Origin of the sequence: Gillisia marina (genome assembly GCF_000258765.1) — a bacterium.
Classification (GTDB): domain Bacteria; phylum Bacteroidota; class Bacteroidia; order Flavobacteriales; family Flavobacteriaceae; genus Gillisia; species Gillisia marina.
On the sequence record NZ_AJLT01000052.1, the window covers coordinates 26,564 to 48,877 of the forward strand.

16 protein-coding genes, 1 tRNA gene and 1 pseudogene are annotated in these 22,314 nt (G+C 36.6%); 9 read left to right on the forward strand and 9 right to left on the reverse strand.

All coding sequences use genetic code 11. The annotated features are described in order from the left end of the window. Positions 1-132 precede the first annotated feature (132 nt). From ON07_RS11800 to ON07_RS11815, 4 genes are all read left to right on the forward strand, one after another. Complete coding sequence (locus ON07_RS11800) at positions 133-681, forward strand: YceI family protein (RefSeq protein WP_010231692.1); 549 nt, start codon at positions 133-135, stop codon at positions 679-681. A 2-nt stretch (positions 682-683) separates the two neighbouring features. Then, complete coding sequence (locus ON07_RS11805) at positions 684-1,595, forward strand: DUF5777 family beta-barrel protein (RefSeq protein WP_010231694.1); 912 nt, start codon at positions 684-686, stop codon at positions 1,593-1,595. A 25-nt stretch (positions 1,596-1,620) separates the two neighbouring features. Then, the gene (locus tag ON07_RS11810; protein WP_010231696.1) at positions 1,621-2,079 is read left to right on the forward strand and encodes a QcrA and Rieske domain-containing protein; all 459 of its coding nucleotides are present in this window, start codon (positions 1,621-1,623) and stop codon (positions 2,077-2,079) included. Between the two features lie 243 nt (positions 2,080-2,322). Then, a complete protein-coding gene (locus ON07_RS11815; RefSeq protein ID WP_010231698.1) occupies positions 2,323-3,183 on the forward strand; it encodes an endonuclease/exonuclease/phosphatase family protein in 861 nt (286 codons plus the stop codon). A 6-nt stretch (positions 3,184-3,189) separates the two neighbouring features. Here the strand turns inward: ON07_RS11815 and ON07_RS11820 are convergent, their stop codons facing one another. The 6 genes and pseudogenes from ON07_RS11820 to ON07_RS11845 form a co-directional block, all read right to left on the reverse strand. Next, entirely contained in the window at positions 3,190-4,314 is a 1,125-nt protein-coding gene (locus tag ON07_RS11820; protein ID WP_010231700.1) for an adenylate/guanylate cyclase domain-containing protein, read from the reverse strand. Positions 4,315-4,624: 310 nt separating this feature from the next. Further along, positions 4,625-4,698 (reverse strand) — tRNA-Asp (locus ON07_RS11825). 83 nt (positions 4,699-4,781) lie between these two features. Next, positions 4,782-5,712, reverse strand: a pseudogene (locus tag ON07_RS15415) (DUF58 domain-containing protein). A 200-nt stretch (positions 5,713-5,912) separates the two neighbouring features. Then, the gene (gene trxA / locus ON07_RS11835; RefSeq protein WP_010231703.1) at positions 5,913-6,230 is read right to left on the reverse strand and encodes a thioredoxin; all 318 of its coding nucleotides are present in this window, start codon (positions 6,228-6,230) and stop codon (positions 5,913-5,915) included. Positions 6,231-6,437: 207 nt separating this feature from the next. After that, positions 6,438-10,826, reverse strand: coding sequence for a DNA polymerase III subunit alpha (gene dnaE / locus ON07_RS11840; protein WP_010231705.1), 4,389 nt, complete (start codon positions 10,824-10,826; stop codon positions 6,438-6,440). Positions 10,827-11,104: 278 nt separating this feature from the next. After that, a complete protein-coding gene (locus tag ON07_RS11845; protein WP_010231708.1) occupies positions 11,105-11,560 on the reverse strand; it encodes a ferritin-like domain-containing protein in 456 nt (151 codons plus the stop codon). A 318-nt stretch (positions 11,561-11,878) separates the two neighbouring features. Between ON07_RS11845 and ON07_RS11850 the strand changes: the two genes are divergently transcribed. From ON07_RS11850 to ON07_RS11870, 5 genes are all read left to right on the forward strand, one after another. Then, positions 11,879-12,427, forward strand: a complete 549-nt coding sequence (locus ON07_RS11850; RefSeq protein WP_010231709.1) for a 30S ribosomal protein S16 — start codon at positions 11,879-11,881, stop codon at positions 12,425-12,427. A gap of 15 nt (positions 12,428-12,442) precedes the next feature. Then, the gene (rimM, locus tag ON07_RS11855; RefSeq protein WP_010231710.1) at positions 12,443-12,970 is read left to right on the forward strand and encodes a ribosome maturation factor RimM; all 528 of its coding nucleotides are present in this window, start codon (positions 12,443-12,445) and stop codon (positions 12,968-12,970) included. A gap of 6 nt (positions 12,971-12,976) precedes the next feature. Continuing rightward, the gene (locus ON07_RS11860; protein WP_010231712.1) at positions 12,977-13,696 is read left to right on the forward strand and encodes a tRNA1(Val) (adenine(37)-N6)-methyltransferase; all 720 of its coding nucleotides are present in this window, start codon (positions 12,977-12,979) and stop codon (positions 13,694-13,696) included. Positions 13,697-13,755: 59 nt separating this feature from the next. Beyond that, a complete protein-coding gene (locus tag ON07_RS11865; protein ID WP_010231714.1) occupies positions 13,756-14,934 on the forward strand; it encodes an acyl-CoA dehydrogenase family protein in 1,179 nt (392 codons plus the stop codon). Between the two features lie 243 nt (positions 14,935-15,177). Further along, complete coding sequence (locus tag ON07_RS11870) at positions 15,178-15,954, forward strand: DUF3050 domain-containing protein (protein ID WP_010231716.1); 777 nt, start codon at positions 15,178-15,180, stop codon at positions 15,952-15,954. Positions 15,955-15,989: 35 nt separating this feature from the next. Here the strand turns inward: ON07_RS11870 and ON07_RS11875 are convergent, their stop codons facing one another. Genes ON07_RS11875 through bglX form a run of 3 tightly spaced genes read right to left on the reverse strand, consistent with a single transcriptional unit; the run spans position 15,990 to position 22,307 of the window. Further along, a complete protein-coding gene (locus ON07_RS11875) occupies positions 15,990-17,819 on the reverse strand; it encodes a family 43 glycosylhydrolase (protein ID WP_029331902.1) in 1,830 nt (609 codons plus the stop codon). A 19-nt stretch (positions 17,820-17,838) separates the two neighbouring features. Further along, the gene (locus tag ON07_RS11880; protein ID WP_010231721.1) at positions 17,839-19,938 is read right to left on the reverse strand and encodes a glycoside hydrolase family 97 protein; all 2,100 of its coding nucleotides are present in this window, start codon (positions 19,936-19,938) and stop codon (positions 17,839-17,841) included. 20 nt (positions 19,939-19,958) lie between these two features. Continuing rightward, a complete protein-coding gene (gene bglX, locus ON07_RS11885) occupies positions 19,959-22,307 on the reverse strand; it encodes a beta-glucosidase BglX (protein WP_237708916.1) in 2,349 nt (782 codons plus the stop codon). Positions 22,308-22,314 lie beyond the last annotated feature (7 nt).

Below are 22,314 nucleotides of genomic sequence, written 5' to 3' on the forward strand. Positions count from 1 at the left end.
GTAAATATTTACGACATCCTTGCAACATCAATGCAAACATTAAATATATCATAGTTATTACCACAATATTTACTTAGATTTATAAGAAAATTATTGGTTTTTTAACTATTTAACAATCTCGTATTGCGTGTAATGAATCAAGAAACTACTTATTTCTTTTTATTTATCACCCTCTTAGCAAGTAATTTTTGTCTTGCTCAAGAGTTGTATTCTACATCTTCAGCTCAGGTAGAATTCTTTTCTGAAGCTCCTATTGAAAATATTAAAGCAGATTCCAATAAAGGTATTTCGGTATTAAATCTAGATACCGGAGAGATCGCATTTCAAGTTAAGATTAATACTTTTCAGTTTGAAAAGGCCTTGATGCAAGAGCATTTCAATGAAAATTATATGGAATCCGAAAAATTTCCCAAAGCTAGTTTTAAAGGTAAGATCACCAATTTAGACATTCAGCAAAACACAACTCAAGATGTGCTTATAAAAGGAGATCTAAGAATGCATGGAATTTCTCGCAGCGTTGAAATTCCCGCAAAGCTTCAACTAAGGGATGAAACACTTATTTTAGAATCTACTTTTAACGTTGCCTGCGAAGATTATGAAATTAAAATCCCAAAATTGCTCTGGAAAAATATTGCGGAGATTATTCAAGTAGATCTAACAGCTAACTACAAAAAATATTAAAAATGAATAAAATTTTAATCTTCAGTATTTTCTTAATTTCTACACTCACTTCAGCTCAAGATGTGGATTCTTTAATGAATGCTTTAGAAAATGACGCCAGACCAGATTTGGTAATAGCGACATTCAAAAGCCCAAAACTTGTTTTATTGCAAACTAATGAGACAGTAAAAAAGAATGACCTAGCGTTTTGGGTAGGACATCGCTTTGGAGATATTGGAGGCGAATTTGGAGGTTCCCATACCTTATTCGGTTTAGATGTTGCCACCGATCTTTATTTAGGCTTCGATTATGGAATTACAGATGAGTTAACAATTGGTGTGGGAAGAAGTAAAGCTGATGAAACCTATAATTTCCTTGCTAAATATAAGTTATTGCAGCAACTGGAAGAAGGAATGCCGGTTTCGGTTACCTTATTTGGGCAAAGCAGCTGGATAACCCGAGAAGAATTTCAGAATAATGAATTCCCCAATCAAACCGACAGAATCTCACATTTTGCACAAATTATTATCGCTAGAAAATTCTCCTCCTCGTTTTCATTTATGCTAAATCCTAGTTTTCTTGCTAGATCGCAAGTATCAGATCCAAATGATAAAGAAGGCCTTTTTGCATTGGGTATGGGAGGTCGTTTAAAGCTCACAAAACGCTTTTCTTTAATCGCAGATTATACTTGGGTAAACGGTCTTGGAAGACCTTCAGATCTTGATACTAAATATTATAACCCATTGGGTATTGGAATAGAGATAGAAACCGGCGGACATGTATTTAGTCTTAATTTCCAAAACGCTCCATTTATAACAGAGAATAATTTTATTCCTAATACTCAAAAATCATGGGAAGATGGTGGAGTCCGATTTGGATTTGCCATTTCTAGGAATTTTTACGTTGGAAAGAAAAGAACAATAAACACTAACTAGAGTTAACCCTTAAAATTTAGATACTATGAAAAGAGATGAATTTCTTAATACTATAAGCCGAGGCTTAATATTGGTTTGCGCTGGCTCTTGTGTTGTAGCATGTAGCACCAGTGATGATAGTGGTGGCGGTACAACTCCTCCTCCAACCCCAACTCCATCCTCCGGAACAAAAGTATCTGTTGCCCTTTCACGATTGAGTAGTGTAGGAGATCAAGTAACCACTGGGGGCGTTTTATTTTTTAGAATTGCTACTGGAGATACTGCTAGCTCATTTGTTGCCACAGAGGCGATATGCCCACACCAAGGCGGTGCGTTAATTTGGAAAGCAACAGATAACAAAATCCAATGTCAGTTACATTTTGCAGAATACAGCACTAGTGGAACAGTATTACAAGGGCCACAAGGCTCATCAGGAAATACCAGAACCCTTGAGATTTACGCTAAGGTAATAGAGAATGGAAATCTAGTTGCGACAGTAAGCTAAAATCACCTTAATCTTTTATATTCCTGCTCTTAAATTATTTTCTTTAACTTGATAAAAATTTAATTTAAGAGCATTCTATTGAATAATTCCAAGAAATTACAAAAGACCCTATTTTATATTGTTATTGCGATAAGTACCCTCGTAATTCTAGCAAGCTTACTTTCCCTGATATATAATATCCCCAAGTGGTATCTAAAGATTCTGGATTTCCCCCGTTTACAACAATTTATCTTAGGTGTTGTAATGCTTATACTATTTATACTTCTGAATAATAAATGGAAGCTGCCTTCTATTGCACTTGCTGTAGGATTACTCGCAGCTATTTTTATACATTTCAGTTTTATTTCGTCTTATTTAATTGGAGAAAAAGTAGTCTCGTCTATTAAAATTTCGGAAGTATCACCTGAAAAAACTGTTGGAATTCTTTTAGGTAATGTCCTTATTACAAATAAGGATTCTTCAAAATTTTTAGAAGTTATCCGTAATACCAATCCAGATCTCGTATTGGCTATGGAGGTAAACTCTTGGTGGGTAGAAGCACTTCAACCTTTAAAAAATGAGTATCCATATACAATAGAATATCCTCTGGACAATGCATATGGAATGGCGCTTTACTCAAAGTATCCCTTGAGCGAAACCGAAATTCAGTTTTTAAATCATTCTAAAGTGCCCTCTTTTAATGCGGTGGTAACTTTACCTTCCGGGGATTCTTTTAAATTTCATGGGGTTCATCCTGTAGCTCCTTTTCCGAGCGATAAATACCCGGAAAATATTGGAGAAAATGGAAATGACCAACAAAAAGAGATAGCTCTTAAAAAAGTAGGTGAGCTTGTTTCTAAAAATCAAAAACCATCCATTGTCGCCGGAGATTTCAATGATGTTTCCTGGTCTAATACTTCTCGACTATTCGGACAAGATGGAAATTTGAAAGACGTGAGAATAGGAAGAGGCTTATTTAATACATTTGATGCCAACTCCATAATCATGAGGTGGCCTTTAGATCATTTCTTTGTTTCTGAAGAAATTGCTGTAATAGAATTTAAACGCTTACCAAATATAGGCTCCGATCATTTTCCGCTATTTGCGAAATTTCAAATTGAATAATTTTCATCATGATTGGAGTGATGAGTTACGTCGTACTCCAAAAAGTTCCAAGGGTTCCGATTTTCCCCTAAGAGATAATTCTCCAAGGGAATCTATTAAGTAATGATTATTATTGCTCTTTGAGGTTACCTCTAAAATATCGCGGGAGATAATAAATTTTTGATCGAACTTTTTACATTGCTCCATCATTCTAGAGGTGGTATTTAATATATCCCCGGAAAACACAATTTCTTTTTTAATAATTCCAATTTCTCCAACCACGACCTTACCCTGATGCAGTGCGGCTTTAAAACTAGGAACAAGCCCATATTTTTTTAAATAATATTGTTCTTTATTTCCAATCGCATCTTCAATCCTAAAAAAACAAGCAATACAATTAGGAATACTAGCAGTTGCTTTTACAGGTGGCCAAGAAATAACAATTTCATCCCCCACATATTGATATATATTTCCACGTGAATTTAAAATTGAGTCTGTAATATCATTATAAAAGTCTCTTAATAGGCCGAAAAATCGTGTATGACCTAGCTTTTCTGCTATTGGAGTGGAGTTGGTAAGATCGAGAAACATAAAAACCCGGTGGACTTCGTGCGGCCTATGATATTTTCCCAAGAACATAGAAAATAAGAGATCTGGCCCGAACTTTTCGTAGATCTTTAATCCGTGAAGAGTAAAGAATACAATAAACAACCAACTTATTAAATTTCGAAGGGCATACGGATCAAATACAAGGAGATTCATTGCCTCTACTAACACATTACTGCTACCTAAGATTTGATCTTTGTAATAAAATAAAAATAAGATGACTGAGTTTATTACGAAAATAAATCCCACGAAATATAGGATACTCACTACAAGATAGTAGGCATAGCTCTTATTTCTATATTTTTCGTTTAACCTAAAAACGATTACACTCCCTCCCAACAAACCTCCAATGGCCGGGCCTATAACATTTGCCAATACAAATTTTCCAAGGGAAAAGTTATGAGGAACAAAGAATATAAATCTATCGGTTAAAATATCATAAGTAACACATTTATAAAGAGCAAGAAAAGCCCCACAAATAACCCAAAACAAAGTAATCACCAAAACTTGGTATATCTGAATCCTAGTTTTAGGACGGAGATTCATGGTATAGATTTAAATCTTACCTAAAGATACAACCCGGCCAGCAAAAAATAAATACGGTGATTTGAGTATTTTATAATTGAATAAATAAAAAAGAATTGGGAAAATTCAAAGCTGACAAGAGACCATAAAAAGAAAAAAGCCCTTTTCCAATAGTATGGAAAAAAGCTTCTCATTGGTAAATGCTGTAAAACCAGCATCTTAACCACGTTGTCTCAACTTCTTGAGACACACAACACAACTTCGTTATACTTGCTAAAAAAAGCTCCAATTTCTTGAAGCTTCTTTTTTTGCTCCCGATGATTCGGGATTGCGGTCTGGACGAGACTCGAACTCGCGACCCCCTGCGTGACAGGCAGGTATTCTAACCAACTGAACTACCAGACCGTTGCGTTATTGCGATGGCAAATATACAGCTGTTTTTAGATCTAGCAAGCGTTTTTTGAAAAAAATTTTGATTAATTTTTAGACTATCCCGCAAATTTTTGTCTCTCAACAAGATAGGTAGTCAAAATCTTTTCAAAACTTTCTCCAATATCCGCCTGCACGTACTTTATTCGGTATTTCGCACATTGTAATTTTAGCATATTGAAGTATTTTTCGACTGAATCTTGATAAGATTCCTTGAAATTTTCGGCATAAAGATCTAAATGAACACCAGATTCTACGTCTGTAAATCTTTTTGGAGCATTATCGAAGTCGAAATTGAGTTCTTTTTTCTTATCTATCACATGAAAAAGCACCACTTCATGCTTATTGTATTTAAGATGCTTTAATGCTTCAAACAATTCCTCCTCCTTTTTATCCTCCTGAAACATATCTGTAAAGAGGAATACGAGAGATCTTCTTTTTTAATTTCTCAGCGATCTGATGCAAATAGGTATAACTGTCTGTTGTTCTATTTTTCATCGGGGTGGCAACTATCCTATCCAATTCATTCAATAACATATGATGATGCCGCTCACTGCCTTTATCCGGTGCGTAAAAATCGTAGCTATCACTATATACGCTTAATCCAACAGCGTCTCGCTGGCGCTTTAAAATTTGCATTAAGGAAGCCGCTGCCAATGCTGAAAAAGCAATTTTATTAAGCGAAGTTCTATTAAAATTTTTGAGAAACGGATAATGCATTGAAGATGAATTATCTACTATTAAATGGCAACGTAAATTTGTTTCCTCCTCATATCGCTTCGTATAAAGCTTATCGGTTTTTGCGTATAATTTCCAATCTATATGCTTGGTGCTTTCGCCATTGTTATAAATCTTATGTTCGGCAAATTCAGCAGAAAACCCGTGAAACGGACTTTTATGGATCCCGGAAATAAAACCTTCTACCACTTGTCTGGCCAATAATTCCAAGTTGATGAAACCACCAGATTTATGGACTTCCTGTTCTAACATTTTTTGAACTCTATAATTAACCTAAGAAAGGTATGGAATATAATTTTTGGAATCAAGAACTTCAGAGCAAGCACAAAAGATCTGTTTTGATAGTTGTTGGGAGGCAAGCGTCAAGTAATTAAACTCACATTGAGGGAATAAAAAAAAGCCTTGCTAAATTTAAATCTAGCAAGGCCTATATTTTATAATTCTGAAGTTCTCTATAAAAGAGCGTCTAATGCTTCAGCATATGTTGTTTTTGGAGCAACTCCAACTTGACGTCCAACTACTTCTCCGTTTTGGAAAATCAATACGGTTGGGATGTTTCTCACACCATATTTAGCCGCGAATTCTTGGTTAGCATCTACATCTAGTTTTCCTACAACAGCTTTCCCATCATAGTCCTTACTGATATCATCTATAATTGGTCCAACCATTCTACAAGGTCCACACCAAGCTGCCCAGAAATCAACCATTACTGGTTTCTCACTTTTTAATACTGTTTCTTCAAAATTAGCATCTGTTATCTCTAAAGCCATAATTTGTTTTTTATTTCAATTAATATGTAAAAATAGTCAATTATTTCAGCAAACCTTACAGCGCTTGTATCGGATTTGGCTATTCAAATATCAGGCGGTCTTATCATAAATGATATTGCCGATACATTTGCCATTATAGAAAACGATTTAAAATCTAACATTTCGACAAGCTCCATGTGGCATTTAAAATCTTAAAAAAAAGTACCTTTAATTCAATTTATATTTTACATGCTCCTCATCTAAAGCATTTAAAAGCTCTTGTGAGATCTTTACCTTTTGCTTTCTACTTGTCAAATTTAATTTAATAAGCTCTTTCATTTCATAAACTATAAAGTGTAAATTGTGATCTCCTTTATGAGTCCTGAAAATATCTTTTAAAGAATCTATGTCCTCTTCTTTTAAATCATTAATATCTAACTGAATGGTAAGTTTTCTGGCATAAATGTCCATGATATCGTGCAATAACTGAAAATTATTGAACTGAATCCTAGGCTCACCTTTACTTCCTGTTTCCTTGTTGGTCCAGCCCTCTTTCACAAAAGCTTTTATGTACACAAATGCATTGGGCACCAAAAAGTGCTGGTATTTAAGATATTCCTCTCCAAAAATCCTGAATTCATAAGAATCCCAATAATCTTCTATAGAAAAAGCAGCCCAACCTTTACCCATTTTACTAGTTCTATGCTGTACTTCTGAAATTACTCCCCCAAAGGAAAGCTCACTGTTCACAAATTTTTCCTGCTCTTTAAAATCAGATACTTTTGAATTGCAGAAATAATGAATTTCAGCTTTAAAATCATCTAATGGGTGCCCCGAAATATAAATCCCCACAACTTCCTTCTCTCTCTTCAACTTTCCAATTCCTCCCCATTCTTCACAAGGTGGTACTACAGGCTCAGGGATCTGGACATCACTGGCTTCTCCAAACAAACTTACTTGCGATGAGTTTTCGTTCTCCTGAAATTTAACCGCGTATTTAATCACCTTTTCTAAAAAGGTAATCCCATCTCCCTCATCATGAAAGTATTGTGCTCTATGATTTCCGAAACCATCAAATCCTCCCGCAAGTGCTAAATTTTCCAACGCTTTTTTATTTGCAGCACGAAGATCCAAGCGTTTAGCCATATCAAAAATGGACTTATAAGCTCCTTTCTCAGTTTTTCTATTTTCTACAATAGTGGCCACCGCACCAGAACCAACGCCTTTTACTGCACCCATTCCAAATCTTACAGCATTCTCTTTATTAACAGAGAATTTATGGAACGATTCATTTACATCGGGCCCAAGCACTTTAAGCTTCATCCGCTTACACTCTTCCATAAAGAACGTCACCTGTTTGATGTCGCTCATGTTATTAGAAAGTACCGCCGCCATATATTCTGCCGGATAATGCGCTTTTAAATATGCAGTCTGATAGGCAATCCAGGCATAACAGGTAGAGTGAGATTTGTTGAAAGCATAAGCTGCAAATGCCTCCCAATCTTTCCATACTTTCTCCAGCACATCCCGAGGATGCCCCTTTGCTTCTCCCCCATCTAAGAACTTCGGTTTCAATTGCTCCAGTAAAGCAAATATTTTTTTACCCATCGCTTTCCTCAAAACATCGGCTTCACCTTTGGTAAATCCTGCCAAACTTTGAGAAAGCAACATCACTTGCTCTTGATATACTGTAATCCCGTAGGTTTCCTTTAAATATTCATCCATCCCGGGAAGGTCATAGGCGATCTCTTCATTCCCATGTTTTCTGGCAATGAAACTCGGAATATATTCCATAGGTCCAGGCCTATAAAGGGCATTCATCGCAATAAGATCCCCAAAAACAGTAGGCTTTAAATCCTTCATGTGTTTTTGCATTCCTGGAGATTCATATTGAAAAATCCCTACGGTTTCTCCGCGTTGGAATAATTCATAGGTTTTCTCATCATCTAGCGGAAAAGTATCTGGGTCTAATACGATATTATGTCTTCCCTTTACAATTTTAACTGTGTCTTTTATCAAGGTTAAGGTCTTCAACCCTAAGAAATCCATTTTTAATAGCCCGGCACTTTCTACTACCGAGTTATCAAACTGAGTAACGTATAAATCTGAATCTTTTGCGAGTGCTACCGGAACGAAATTCGTAATATCACTCGGGGTAATAATCACCCCACAGGCATGAATTCCTGTATTTCTTACCGATCCTTCTAAAATTCGAGCCTGATTTAAAGTTTGTGATTGTAAATCATCACCATCGGCAATATTTAGAAGCTCATTTACTTTTTCCAGATCTTCACTTCGGAACATTTTCTTGAGCTCTTTCGCATCTTTTCCAAAGATTTTACCCAATTTGGACATGGTCGGGATCAATTTTGCTATCCTATCCGACTCATGAAGTGGAAGATCCAATACTCGGGCAGTATCACGAATAGAAGACTTAGCAGCCATGGTACCATAGGTGATAATTTGAGCTACCTGATTGGCACCATATTTCTTGATCACATAATCCATAACTCGGCTCCGACCTTCATCATCAAAATCGATATCAATATCGGGCATACTTACACGATCCGGATTTAAGAATCTCTCAAAAAGCAGATCGTATTTAATGGGATCTATATTTGTAATCTTTAAGCAGTAAGCAACAGCACTTCCCGCAGCAGATCCCCGACCGGGTCCTACCGAAACATCCATTTCTCGTGCCGCACGTATAAAATCTTCTGTGATCAAAAAATATCCCGGATACCCTGTCTTTTCAATAACAGAAAGCTCAAAATCCAGTCTTGTTTTAATATCTTCCGTAAGCTCGCCATACCGCTCCTTGGCTCCCACATACGTAAGATGCTTTAAATAGGCATTTTCACCACGCTTGCCACCATCATTTACATCTTCAGCATCTAAAAATTCTTCAGGAATATCAAAAGCAGGCAATAATACATCTCTTGCAAGTTCGAATGGCTCAATTTTATCTACTACTTCCTGGATATTGGAAATAGCTTCCGGCAAATCCTTGAATAAGCTTTTCATCTCGGCATCCGACTTGAAATAGAACTCATTATTAGGTAATCCATACCTATAACCTCGTCCCCTTCCTATTGGAGTGGCTTGCTTTTCGCCATCCTTAACACACAATAAAATATCGTGAGCATTAGCATCTTCCTTTGCACAATAATAGGTGTTATTCGTTGCAACAGTTTTTACCTGATGCTTCTTGGCCAATTTCACCAACACATCATTTACCCTATTTTCTTCCTCAAGATCATGGCGCATTAATTCTATATAAAGATCTTCTCCAAATGTCTCTTTCCACCAAATGAGAGCTTCCTCTGCCTGATTTTCACCAACATTTAAAATCTTCCCCGGCACTTCCCCATAGAGGTTTCCGGTAAGCACAATAAGGTCTTCCTTATATTGTTCGATCACTTTTCTATCTATTCTAGGCAAATAGTAAAACCCATTTACATAAGCAATAGATGCCATTTTGGCCAGATTATGATACCCATTCTTGTTCTTGGCAAGGATCACGATCTGATACCCATTATCTTTTCTAGTTTTGTCTAAATGATCTTCGCAAACAAAGAATTCACAACCGATAATCGCTTTTAATTCTTTAGCAGTTGCCAGCTCACCTTTTTCTACCGAAGCGGCATTTAGAGTTCTTACAGATTTATTATAATTTCCAACTTCTTTCACGAAGTGAAAAGCACCCATCATATTTCCATGATCGGTCAATGCCACGGCGGGCATATTTTCTTTAGAAGCCGATTCAATAAGATTCGGGATACTGATGGTGGACTGTAAAATAGAAAATTGAGAGTGGTTATGAAGGTGAGAGAATCGGGCTTCAACCAGTTTCTCAAGATTCTCTTCAATCTCCTCGGAGCTAACCTCATCTACTTTTTCAAGCTTTTGAAGTTGCTCCCTTATTCTAGCCGAAGCCTTTTTAAGATTGATATGTTTTAATCCAATAAGCTTAAATGGCTCCGGATTTTCTTCTTTATAATTTTCAAAGTAATCTTCGGAAACCTGAAGTTCTTGTTTGGTATAATTCTCTAGTCGAATTAATTCTAAAAAACAACGGGTTGTTGCTTCCACATCGGCTGTTGCATTGTGCGCTTCAGAAAACGGCTGATCAAATAATTCTTGATGTAACTCGGTAAGTGTAGGTAACTTAAATCTTCCATACCTTCCACCAGGCAGCTTACATAATTCGGCAGTTTTTTCGGTACATGTATCTAAAACCGGAAATGCTTCCATAGGATTTTCTAATCCTTCTCTTAGAAACTCCGCCCCCATAATATTAAGGTCGAAGCCAACATTTTGTCCTACAATAAATTTAGATCTCTGTAAAGCAGCCTGAAATTTTTCTAAAACTTCCTGAAGCGATATTCCCTCTTGCTGTGCTAATTCAGTACTAATTCCATGAATTTTTTCAGCATCAAACGGGATATTGAATCCTTCGGGCTGTACTAAGTAATCTTGATGCTCCACCAAATTACCCATTTCGTCATGTAATTGCCAGGCTATTTGAATACAGCGGGGCCAGTTGTCGAAATCTGTTAATGGGGCATCCCATTTTTTAGGTAATCCAGTAGTTTCGGTATCAAAAATTAAGTACATCTATTATTTTTTCAGAATTCCATTGGGATCAAATCCTATTATCTAATTCACATCTTACATTTCAAAAAGTCAACTATCAACAAGTCATAATCACCTGATTACATGTAAGGTAAAAACCAGAAAAGGAATTGGTCCTTGGGTTTAAAAATAGAAAAATTAAAATCGAATTTAAATAGATCAAGAAACTAATTATCAACCAATTTTAAGCACAAAAAAATCCTCCCGGAATATGCGCTTCTGCATATCCCGGGAGGATTTTGGCTAATTCTAACTTTTTATTATTTTCTATCTTCCCAAGTTTCCATCGCCTTTACTTTATTAAGTGCAGCAGAAATAGAATCTCTTTGTTTCATTAGTACGTTTCCTGTAGATGGTGGCAAGCTAGTATCTTTTAAAACTTCGTTATACTCTTCTACAGCAGCTTTTTCTCCTCTAATTGCTTCTTCTAAAACAGCTTCTTCTTTTTCAGAAGACAAACTCGTTTTCAAATTCATCCAAGCACGGTGTGCATCGGCAGCTAAACTCGTTCCTTTTTCTGGAGCTTCACCAAAATTTCTAATTTCAGATTTTAGTTCATGTCCAAAATCATATCTTTCTTTTGCTCTTTCATTAAAAAATGACTGTAACTGAGGATTTTTCACTTTTTCGGCAGCAAATTTATAACCTTTCTCTGCGTCATAATTCTTTTCCAATAATTCATTCAACTTATTTGCAACTTCTTCAGAATATTTCATAATATGTATTTTTTGATTAGTAATTTTATTTTCAACAGTATAAAAATACAAGATAAAAGCCTTGGTAGCATCATGTTTAACAGGGTTTAGTATAGTTTAACGGCTTTTAACACGGCAGCCAGAAATTGATCAGATTTTCTTAATTATTAGCTAAACAGCACTTCAAAAGTTTATCCTAAACCTGTACTATTTTATGTTTAAGCCTCTGACTATTTATTAAAAATTGTAATGAAGAATTGTGTTTAGAAAAACAAATAATATAGTATCTTTGCAGACTCATTAATAATAGAGGTCGTGAACCTCACTAATTAATTAATTATGCCTGTAAAAATTAGATTACAAAGACACGGTAAAAAAGGGAAACCATTTTACTGGATTATTGCTGCGGATAGCCGTGCAAAAAGAGATGGAAAATACCTTGATAAAATTGGTATCTACAATCCAAATACAAACCCTGCAACTATTGAGTTAGATGTAGATGGTGCTGTAAAATGGTTACAAAATGGAGCACAGCCAACAGATACGGCTCGTGCTATTCTTTCTTACAAAGGAGCCCTTCTTAAAAATCACCTTGTTGGTGGAGTTAGAAAAGGAGCTTTAACTGAAGAGCAAGCTGAAGAAAAATTCAAAACTTGGTTGGAGGAAAAAGAAGGAGCTGTTTCTTCTAAAGAAGAGTCTTTATCTAAAGCACAAGAAGATGCTAAGAAAAAAGCTCTAGATGCTGAAAAAGAAGTGAATGCTAAGCGTATGGCGGCATCAGCTGAGGCTGAAACTGCAGCTGCTGAAGCTGAAGCTAGTGAAGAGGTTGCTGAAGGAACTGAAGTGGAAGCTGCTGAAGCTTCATCTGAAGAGAACAAAGAAGCTTAATTTAAATTTCTAACGATGCTTAAAGAGGAATGTTTCTATTTAGGAAAGATCGTTAGCAAGTTTAGTTTTAAAGGGGAGGTGTTAATTAAATTAGATACCGACGAACCTGAAGAATACACTGGAATGGAATCGGTTTTCGTTGATTACAACGAAAACTTGGTTCCATTTTTTATTGAAAGAAGCGGACTTCACCGAAGCACCTTGCTTCGCGTAAAATTTGAAGACGTTGATACAGAGGAAGATGCTGAAGACATTATGAAATGTGATGTTTACCTTCCACTCAATCAGCTTCCAGAATTAGATGGCGATAAATTCTATTTCCACGAGATCATAGGCTTTACAGTAGAAGACATTAACTATGGTACAGTTGGAAAGATCACTGCCATAAACGATAGTACCGCACAATCATTATTTGAGATCGATAAGGATGGAAAGCAAATTCTTATTCCCTTAAATGATGAATTCATAGAAAAACTGGACAAGAAGAATAAGATTATTTTTGTTCAAACTCCCGAAGGTCTTATAGATCTTTACTTAGACTAGTCTAATTTGGAAACCCCATTTCGTTTTAAAGACTTTAGTATAGCTCAGGATAAATGTGCCATGAAAATTGGTACAGATGGCGTCTTGCTTGGCGCTTGGACCCCAATATCTTCTGAAGTCTATTCCATATTAGATATTGGTTCCGGAACAGGGATAATCGCTCTAATGCTCGCACAGCGAAGCCATGCAGAAACCATTGACGCTCTCGAGATCGATGAAGATGCCTACGAGCAAGCAGTCGAAAATTTCGAGAATAGCCCATGGGGAGACAGAATGTTTTGTTATCACGCCGCTTTCGATGAATTTGTTGAAGAAATGCAGGATGAAAAATACGATCTCATAGTAAGCAATCCTCCTTATTTTTCTAGCAATAATGCTTCAAAAATAACTACTTCTCGTGAAACCGCTAGACTGCAAGCATCCCTTCCTTTCGAAGAACTGCTTCAAGGAGTATCTCAATTGCTTTCAGAAAATGGAACTTTCAGCATAGTAATCCCAAAGGAAGAAGAAATCACTATTTTGGAAATCGCTGCTTTAAATAAACTCTACCCAAATAAGATCACTGAAGTAAAAGGTACTGAAACTGCTAAAGTTAAACGCAGCTTAATCACCTTTCTATTTCTTCAGAAAGAAATAGAAAGAGACCTTTTAATTCTAGAAGAGAGCAGGCACAACTACACTCCTGAATACAAAAAAATGGTTGCTCCATTTTACCTTAAATTATAAGACTTTTAAATTGCTTGCTATTAGCCGGTTGGTTATTTTTGTTTTCAAAATCATAACCAATGAAACCAGATTTATTTCAAGCTCCGGATTATTACAACCTGGACGATCTTTTAACCGAAGAACATAAAATGGTACGTGATGCTGCCCGCGAATGGGTAAAGCGTGATGTATCTCCTATTATAGAAGAAGCTGCACAAGAAGCTAAATTCCCGAAATCTATTATTAAAGGTCTTGCCGAAATAGGTGCTTTTGGACCTTATATCCCTGAAGAATATGGTGGCGCCGGATTAGACCAGATTTCATACGGACTTATCATGCAGGAAATCGAGCGCGGAGATAGTGGGGTTAGATCTACTGCATCTGTTCAGTCTTCTTTAGTGATGTATCCTATTTTTAAATACGGAAGTGAAGAGCAAAAGAAAAAATATTTACCAAAATTAGCCTCCGGAGAATTTATGGGTTGTTTTGGTCTTACCGAACCAGATCATGGATCTAATCCAGGTGGAATGGTTACCAATTTTAAAGATAAAGGAGATCATTATTTATTGAATGGAGCCAAACTTTGGATCTCCAACTCTCCGTTTGCAGATATCGCTGTGGTTTGGGCGAAAAATGAAGAAGGAAGAATTCACGGGCTTATAGTAGAACGTGGAATGGAAGGCTTCTCTACGCCGGAAACTCACAACAAATGGTCTCTTAGAGCTAGCGCAACCGGAGAATTGATATTTGATAATGTAAAAATTCCAAAAGAAAACTTACTTCCAAACAAATCCGGTTTAGGAGGCCCTCTTGGCTGCTTGGATTCTGCACGTTTTGGAATTGCCTGGGGAGCGATTGGAGCAGCGATGGATTGTTATGACACCGCACTTAGATACTCCAAAGAACGCATACAGTTTGGAAAACCAATTGCCGGTTTCCAATTGCAACAAAAGAAATTAGCAGAAATGATTACTGAGATCACCAAAGCTCAGTTATTAGCTTGGAGATTAGGAGTTTTAAGAAATGAAGGAAAAGCAACCTCTGCCCAGATCTCTATGGCGAAGAGAAATAATGTAGATATGGCATTAAAAATTGCTCGTGAAGCTAGACAAGTGCTAGGCGCCATGGGAATCACCGGGGACTACAGCATTATGCGACATATGATGAATCTTGAAAGTGTGATCACTTATGAAGGAACCCACGATATCCACTTATTAATAACAGGCCTAGATATCACCGGAATTCCAGCTTTTAGTTAATCATTAAAACAAAATAATTTAAAAGGGCAGCTATAGAAAGCTGCCCTTTCAATTTTGCATAAAAGTCACATTGAGCCTGTCGGAATGTTCTTAAAAATACAGACAAAACTTCTACAAACTCAGTTTGACAGTTTTAAAAAAGTTTAGTATCATTTCCACAATCGTTAAACTTTATAAAAACCACGCCAAAGGTTTTAAAAATCAAAGCCTTAAAAGTATTTTTGCGGAAATTTTAGACTACTAATGATCCAGGAAATAAATACCGCTTTAGAGCCCCAAACAAAAGAATTACTTAATCACTCTCTTTACAGCAAAATAAGCACCCCAGAGCATCTTAGATGTTTTATGGAGCATCATGTTTTTGCTGTTTGGGATTTTATGTCCTTACTTAAAGCACTTCAAGAAAAACTAACAGCTACAACCACTCCTTGGGTGCCTGTTGGAAATCCTGAGTTACGATATTTAATAAATGAAATAGTTCTTGCTGAAGAAACCGATATGAATTTGGATGGAAAACGACAAAGCCATTTCGAAATGTATTTAGATGCAATGGAGAATAGTGGTGCCAGCAAAATAAAGATTGAAGAATTTGTTGCCCAAGTAATTCACGGTACTGACATTTTTCTAATTATTGCCACTAGTGATCTTCCCAAAAGCATCAAACAATTTCTAAAATTTACGTTTGAAATCGTTGCGGAAGGAAAACCACACAAAATAGCTGCGGCTTTTACTTTTGGAAGAGAAGGATTGATTCCCGATATGTTTACTTCAATTATTAAAAATATTCAGCAGAAATTTCCAGAGGAAGATCTAAAACATTTCAAATATTATTTCGACAGGCATATTGAATTAGATGCCGATGAACATGGTCCAATGGCATTTAAAATGGTAGAGGAGCTTTGTGAAAATGATCCGATAAAAAAGAGCGAAGTTAAAGAGGTTGCCAAAGAAGCCCTAGAAAGTAGAATAGCACTTTGGGACGGAATATTAGATGAAATCGAAACTTCGGTGCTCGTATAAAAGAGACCCTGAAATAAGTTAGGTGACGAGTTGTTTTAAGATTTACTACTTATCACCTCGCTTTTTTCTGAAATCCCATTCTCATTAAAGGCTTCCACCTGAAAAAAGTATTCGGAATCTATATTTAAAGCTCTCAGGTCATAGTTGTTCTTGTCATATATAAGCACTGAATTATTAAGCCTATCAGCCTTAATCCCCCAATACAGCACGTAGCCCTGAGTGTTTTCAATACTTTTCCAGTTTAAAGTGGCATCCCTTCTATCTTTTTCTCTAACTACTACGAAGTTTTCTGGCCTAGATGGCTTCTTTCCAGATCCAATTCCAAACACCCTAAATTCTGAAATCGCTAAATATTTGTTGGAACAAAACACGTGCTTATATCGCACATATCTCGCTTCTAATTCTTTATCAAATTGAATGAAAGCGTGAGGCTGATCTTTCTTATTCTTAGAATAATCGGCTGCAGTTTTCCAATCTTTTTTATCTAATGATACTTCAATTATAAATTGATGTTTTAGATTATCGGGACGCCCAAATACCTCAGCATTTACATCGTGAAAATTAATTTGGGTCGCCTTTAAATTCATTTTACTTCCCAAGTCCACTGTGAAGTAAATGGAATCATTATTCTGTTCTGACACCCAAAAACTTCTGATGTTCTCGTCGGTTAACTTTGAAATATTATAATCTTCTTCAAGTTTTTCCGGAGTGTATCCTTGTTCGGTCTCCTCAATAGTCTTCGCGTGAATTGTCGCTAAGGGAGCATTTGTTTCAACAGGTTTATTATAGGATAATAACATCCAACCCGTAAATCGATTTTTATGGCTTTTCACCTTAACATTGGGCAAATAATGAGGATAATCTCCATAAGCTGTATTTACATACATCTGCCCATCTTCCTCAAATCCTGCCGGGTACATCCCAATTCGACGTTCAAATTTATAGTTTACAGAAATCGGCATAGTTGCAAAATGCCAATAATTATCATTAAAATCTTGAACCGTACTTCCATGACCTGCTCCATTTAAAAAACCTCCGGGTTTATAAGAGATTGGATTGTATTCCGCATACGTAAAAGGCCCAAGTGGCGAATCTCCAACATAAACACCATCTGCATATACATTCCATTGCGTCCCAGGAGCGGCATATTGTAAATAATATTTCCCATTATGCTTGGTCATCCAAGGCCCCTCGATAAATGGTTTCACATCTGAATTATGATTGTTTCCAAAGCGTTCCCAGCCATGCTCCTCCGGATGTAAGGTAATTAGATCTACCGGCTCTCCAATAGGAACATAATTCTTGTTTGGATCTAATTCCAGTCCTTTAATAGGAAATAAGTTGGAAGATCCTTCATAAACATATACTCTTTTATCATCGTCTACAAAGATAGCCGGGTCGTGCAGGGTGTGTGGAATTACACTATAGGTAGTTTTCCAATCTCCTAATTTAGGGTTGTTGGTTTTAATTAATGCGTTTACTCCAGAAGGGTCACCTAACACCAAGATCTCATCTTCTGTGGCCCAAGCTGCAGGAGCGTTCGAACCATTGAAATACCAGCTTTGTGGCTTTATGAATTTCCAATTGGACATATCTTTGGAATACCAATATCCATGCGAACGGGTTACAAACATATAAAAGCCGTCTTTATAACGAACTATCGAAGGATCTGCTCCAGACCTATAACTCACATTTCTGAAGGCGTAATGAGACATATATGAGTAGTCGATATCTATAGGATTACAGTAAGCTGTAAAACTTTGTTTTATCTCTGTCTCGTTCGAATCCAGACTTTTTGAACTATTTTCATTATCCTCACAGGACACAATGAATACTATACATATGAGAAGTAGAAAATTTTTCATAATTCAGTTTTTCTAAAAATTAATTTGCCGGCACGATACTAACAGCTGTTCCTCCTCCGGGAGCCAAATTCAGTTTTAATATTGATTTGCTTGTAACTGTTTGCTCTTTTATGGAATAGCTCTTTGGATTTATTTTCCAGTCGGCATCCTTTCCATCCTGGTAAATAATGGCTTTGTATTTTTTATTTGGAGAAAGAAAATCAAGTTTTATTTCAGTTTTTCTTGGGTTTTTATCGGTAATGGAACCTAAGAACCAGCTCTCTGAGTTTTTATCTTTTCTAACCACAGTTAAGTAATCTCCAGGTTCAGCTTCCAGATAAATAGATTCTTGCCAATCTAACGGCACGTCTTTTATAAATTGAAATGCATCAAGATATCTTTCGTAATTCTCAGGTAAGTCTGCAGCCATTTGTAAGGGAGAATACATGGTGACATATAAGGCCAATTGCTTAGCTAAAGTGGTATGTACTTGTTCTGTCTTAGTAGGATCATAAATATTCATCTTAATTTCAAAGATCCCTGGAGTATAATCCATAGCTCCTCCTAATAATCGTGTAAACGGTAGAATGGTTTCATGCTTTGGGTCGTTCCCCGAGCTCCATGCATTAAATTCATTTCCACGGGCAGCTTCGGCAGCAATATAATTCGGATAGGTTCTGCTATATCCTGTAGGGCGAACACTTTCATGAGAATTCACCATGATCTTATAATCTGCAGCGCGTTGTGCCACAAAGTTAAAATGATTCACCATAGTTTGCCCGTCATGATATTCCCCACGCGGAATGATCCTTCCCACATAGCCTGTTTTCACTGCCGGATAATCGTATTCTTTCATGAGGTCAAAAGCTCTGTCTAAATGCCTTTCATAGTTGGCAACAGAACCAGAGGTTTCATGATGCATGATCATTTTGACTCCCTTAGCTTTAGCGTAATCTGCAACTTCTTTGATATTAAAGTCCGGGTAAGGAGTGGTAAAATCGAAAACATCTTCTTTCCAATTGCCAAACCAATCTTCCCAACCAACATTCCAACCTTCTACCAAAACTCCGTCGAATCCGTGTTTGGCAGCAAAATCTATATATCTTTTAGTGTTTTCTGTAGTTGCGCCATGCTTTCCGGAAGGAATAAGATCTTTGGAGGCTGCATTTTGAGCATTTTGGCTCCCGGCAAAATCCCATGTAGATTTCCCTACATGCATTTCCCACCAAATCCCAACATATTTCATAGGTTTAATCCAAGAGGTGTCTTCTAGTTGATTGGGTTCATTAAGATTTAAGATCATTTTTGAACTTACAACTTTCCGAGCATCATCACTTACCATTATAGTTCTCCATGGAGTTACTGAAGGAGTTCTTAAATAAGCTTTATCTCCAAGAGCATCCGGAACTAATTGCGAGCTAAGTTTAAAACTTTCAATATCTACATTTAAATGCATTACAGGATAATTAACCACTGCTGCTTCAAAAATATTGATATACAGGCCATCATTAGATTTCATCATTAATGGCGATTGTACTCTATAATTGCTTTCAATACTCTTTAAAGCGATCCCGTTATTTAAATCCAGTTTGGAATTGTCTATTTCAGATAACTTAGTTTCAGAATACACATATTCCTGACTGTCATAATCTCCCGGGATCCAAAAGGTTTTATGATCCCCTGTAAGATTGAACTCTGTATTCTCTTCAGAAACAATAAAATAACTAAGAGCGTCTTGAGCAGGAAATTCGTATCGAAAAGCCACGCCTTCATCATAGACTTTGAAAATGATATCCAATTTTCTATTGGCTTCCTTTTGAAGCAAATGAAAGCTTACCTGTATATAATTATTTTTGATGCTGGATTGCTCTCCCAACACCGGGTTCCAGGAATCATCAACGCTTGTTTCTTTTTTATTTAGAATACTAAAACCTGTTGTAAGGGCAGTATCATCCTTGAGAGAAATCCCCAGCTTACTAGGTTTAACAACCTCTTTCCACTTGTATCTAACTTGATATGTTGGCTCTCCTAAAGAACTTAGAGAGAATTCCAAAGTAATCTCTTTGGAGGGAGATTGAATTTGTTGCGCAGAGATTGACGAAAAAACAAGCACAAACAGCAAAAAATATAATTTTTTCATAGAAGATTTATAACACGAATTTACTTAACAAGCTCAAATTTTGACTTTAGAGTTTCCTCAGAATTAGTTCCAACAAAAACTTCAAACTCTCCAGGTTCTGCAACAAAATCTAAATCATAATTATAAAATTTCAAATCCTCAGCAGTCAATTTAAAGCTCACTGTTTTAGTTTCACCTTTTTTCAATTGGATTTTCTGAAAGCCTTTTAATTGCTTTACCGGTCTGGTAATAGATCCTACCAGATCCCTAATATATAATTGCACCACTTCTTTCCCATCATAATTCCCTGTGTTTTGAATTGTCACACTAACCTCTAATGTCCCATTTTCTTCAAGCTGCTCTGGACTCAGCTTTAAATTATCATATTTAAAGTTGGTGTAACTCAAGCCGTAACCAAAAGGAAATAAAGGCTCGTTGCGTTCATCTATATAATTGGAACGGAATTTCTCAAACTTCCCTTCGGAATTTCCAAGGGGTCTTCCGGTGTTCTTATGACTGTAATAAATAGGAATTTGACCTACACTCCTGGGAAAAGTAGCGGTGATTTTTGCTGAAGGGTTTACATTTCCAAACAACACATCTGCAATAGCATATCCCGTTTCAGTACCACCAAACCAAACATCCAGGATCGCTGGAACAGTTTCGTTCTCTTGAGTTAGTACTAAAGGTCGCCCGTTAAATAAAACTAAGACTACCGGTTTTCCTGTTTTAAGCAAAGCATTCAGCAAGTCTTTTTGAGATTGGGGAATTGAGATATTTGTACGACTACTACTTTCTCCGCTCATTTCTGCCGCCTCCCCTATCGCTGCAATAATCACATCGGCCTTTGAAGCAATGTCTAAAGCTTCTTTTAGCAATTCTTCATCAGACCTGCCATCTCTTGGAATTTCCTTACCAAACATGGTTCCTCTTTCCTCAAAATCCTTATCATAAGAAAGGTTACTTCCTTTTGCATATAATACAGAACCGGCGCTCCCTACAACCTCTTTGATTCCTTTAAGCACAGAAATAGATTTATCCTGAGGTGTTGCCACACTCCAGGTTCCAGCCATATTCTCATTAGTATTTGCCAAAGGACCAATCACAGCTATAACTCCGGTCTTTTTAATAGGAAGGAGATTATTTTCATTTTTTAGCAGCACCATAGATTCTGCAGCCACTTTTCTTGCGAAGGCTCTATTTTCCGGAGTGAATATTTCTGATTTAGCTCTGTTCTCATCACAATATTTATAGGGATCTTCAAATAGACCTAATTCATATTTTGCCTCTAATATGCGTCTCACTGAAGCATCTATTTTCTCAATAGAAACTTTTCCTTCGTTTACCGACTTTTCCAAAGTTGAGACAAATCCTTCACCAACCATATCCATATCTACCCCAGCATTTAAAGCTAAAGCAGAAACCGTTTGCAGATCACCCATTCCATGAGCTATCATTTCATTGATCCCTGTATAATCTGTTACCAAAAATCCTGAGAAATTCCACTGATTTCTCAAAACATCTGTAAGCAACCATTTATTCCCTGTAGCAGGAATACCGTCTACCTCATTAAAGGAAGCCATTACAGATCCTACTCCAGCATCGATGGCCGCTTTGTAAGGTGGGAAATAGTCATTATACATTTGAATTCTACTCATGTCTACTGTGTTGTAATCTCTACCGGCTTCAGATGCGCCATATAATGCAAAATGCTTAACGCAGGAAAGTATAGTGTTGTTCTTACTAAGATCTTCTCCTTGATATCCACGAACCATCGCTTTTGCAATTTCTCCCCCTAAATATGGATCTTCCCCATTCCCTTCAGAAACACGTCCCCACCTAGGGTCTCTGGAAATATCTACCATAGGAGAAAAGGTCCAGTTAATTCCATCGGCACTAGCTTCCTTTGCAGCCATTTTCGCGGTTTTTTCAATCATTTCCATATCCCAGGAAGTAGATAATCCCAATGGAATTGGAAAAGTGGTTTCATAACCATGAATTACATCCATCCCAAAGATCAATGGAATCTTTAATCGACTATCCTCGACTGCTATTCTTTGAACTTCTTTAATCTTTTCTACCGTTTTTATATTGAAAAGACCCCCGATTTTTCCTTCTTTTATTTTCTGTGCAACATCCGAACTTTTAGCTTGTCCTGTCGTAATATCCCCAGAGGAAGGCAAGTTTAACTGACCAAGTTTTTCTTCTAAAGTCATCACAGAAAGTAAGGAATCTATCTTTTTATTCATTTCAACTTTATTCGCCTTAAAAGCTGAATAATCTATTCCATGAGATTTTTCTTGTGCATTCACCATTAGGGTAAATGCAAAAGTTGCCAGTAAAATCAATTTTGTTTTTAACATCGGGGTCTTCATTATATTATAGTTCATCTTCTTT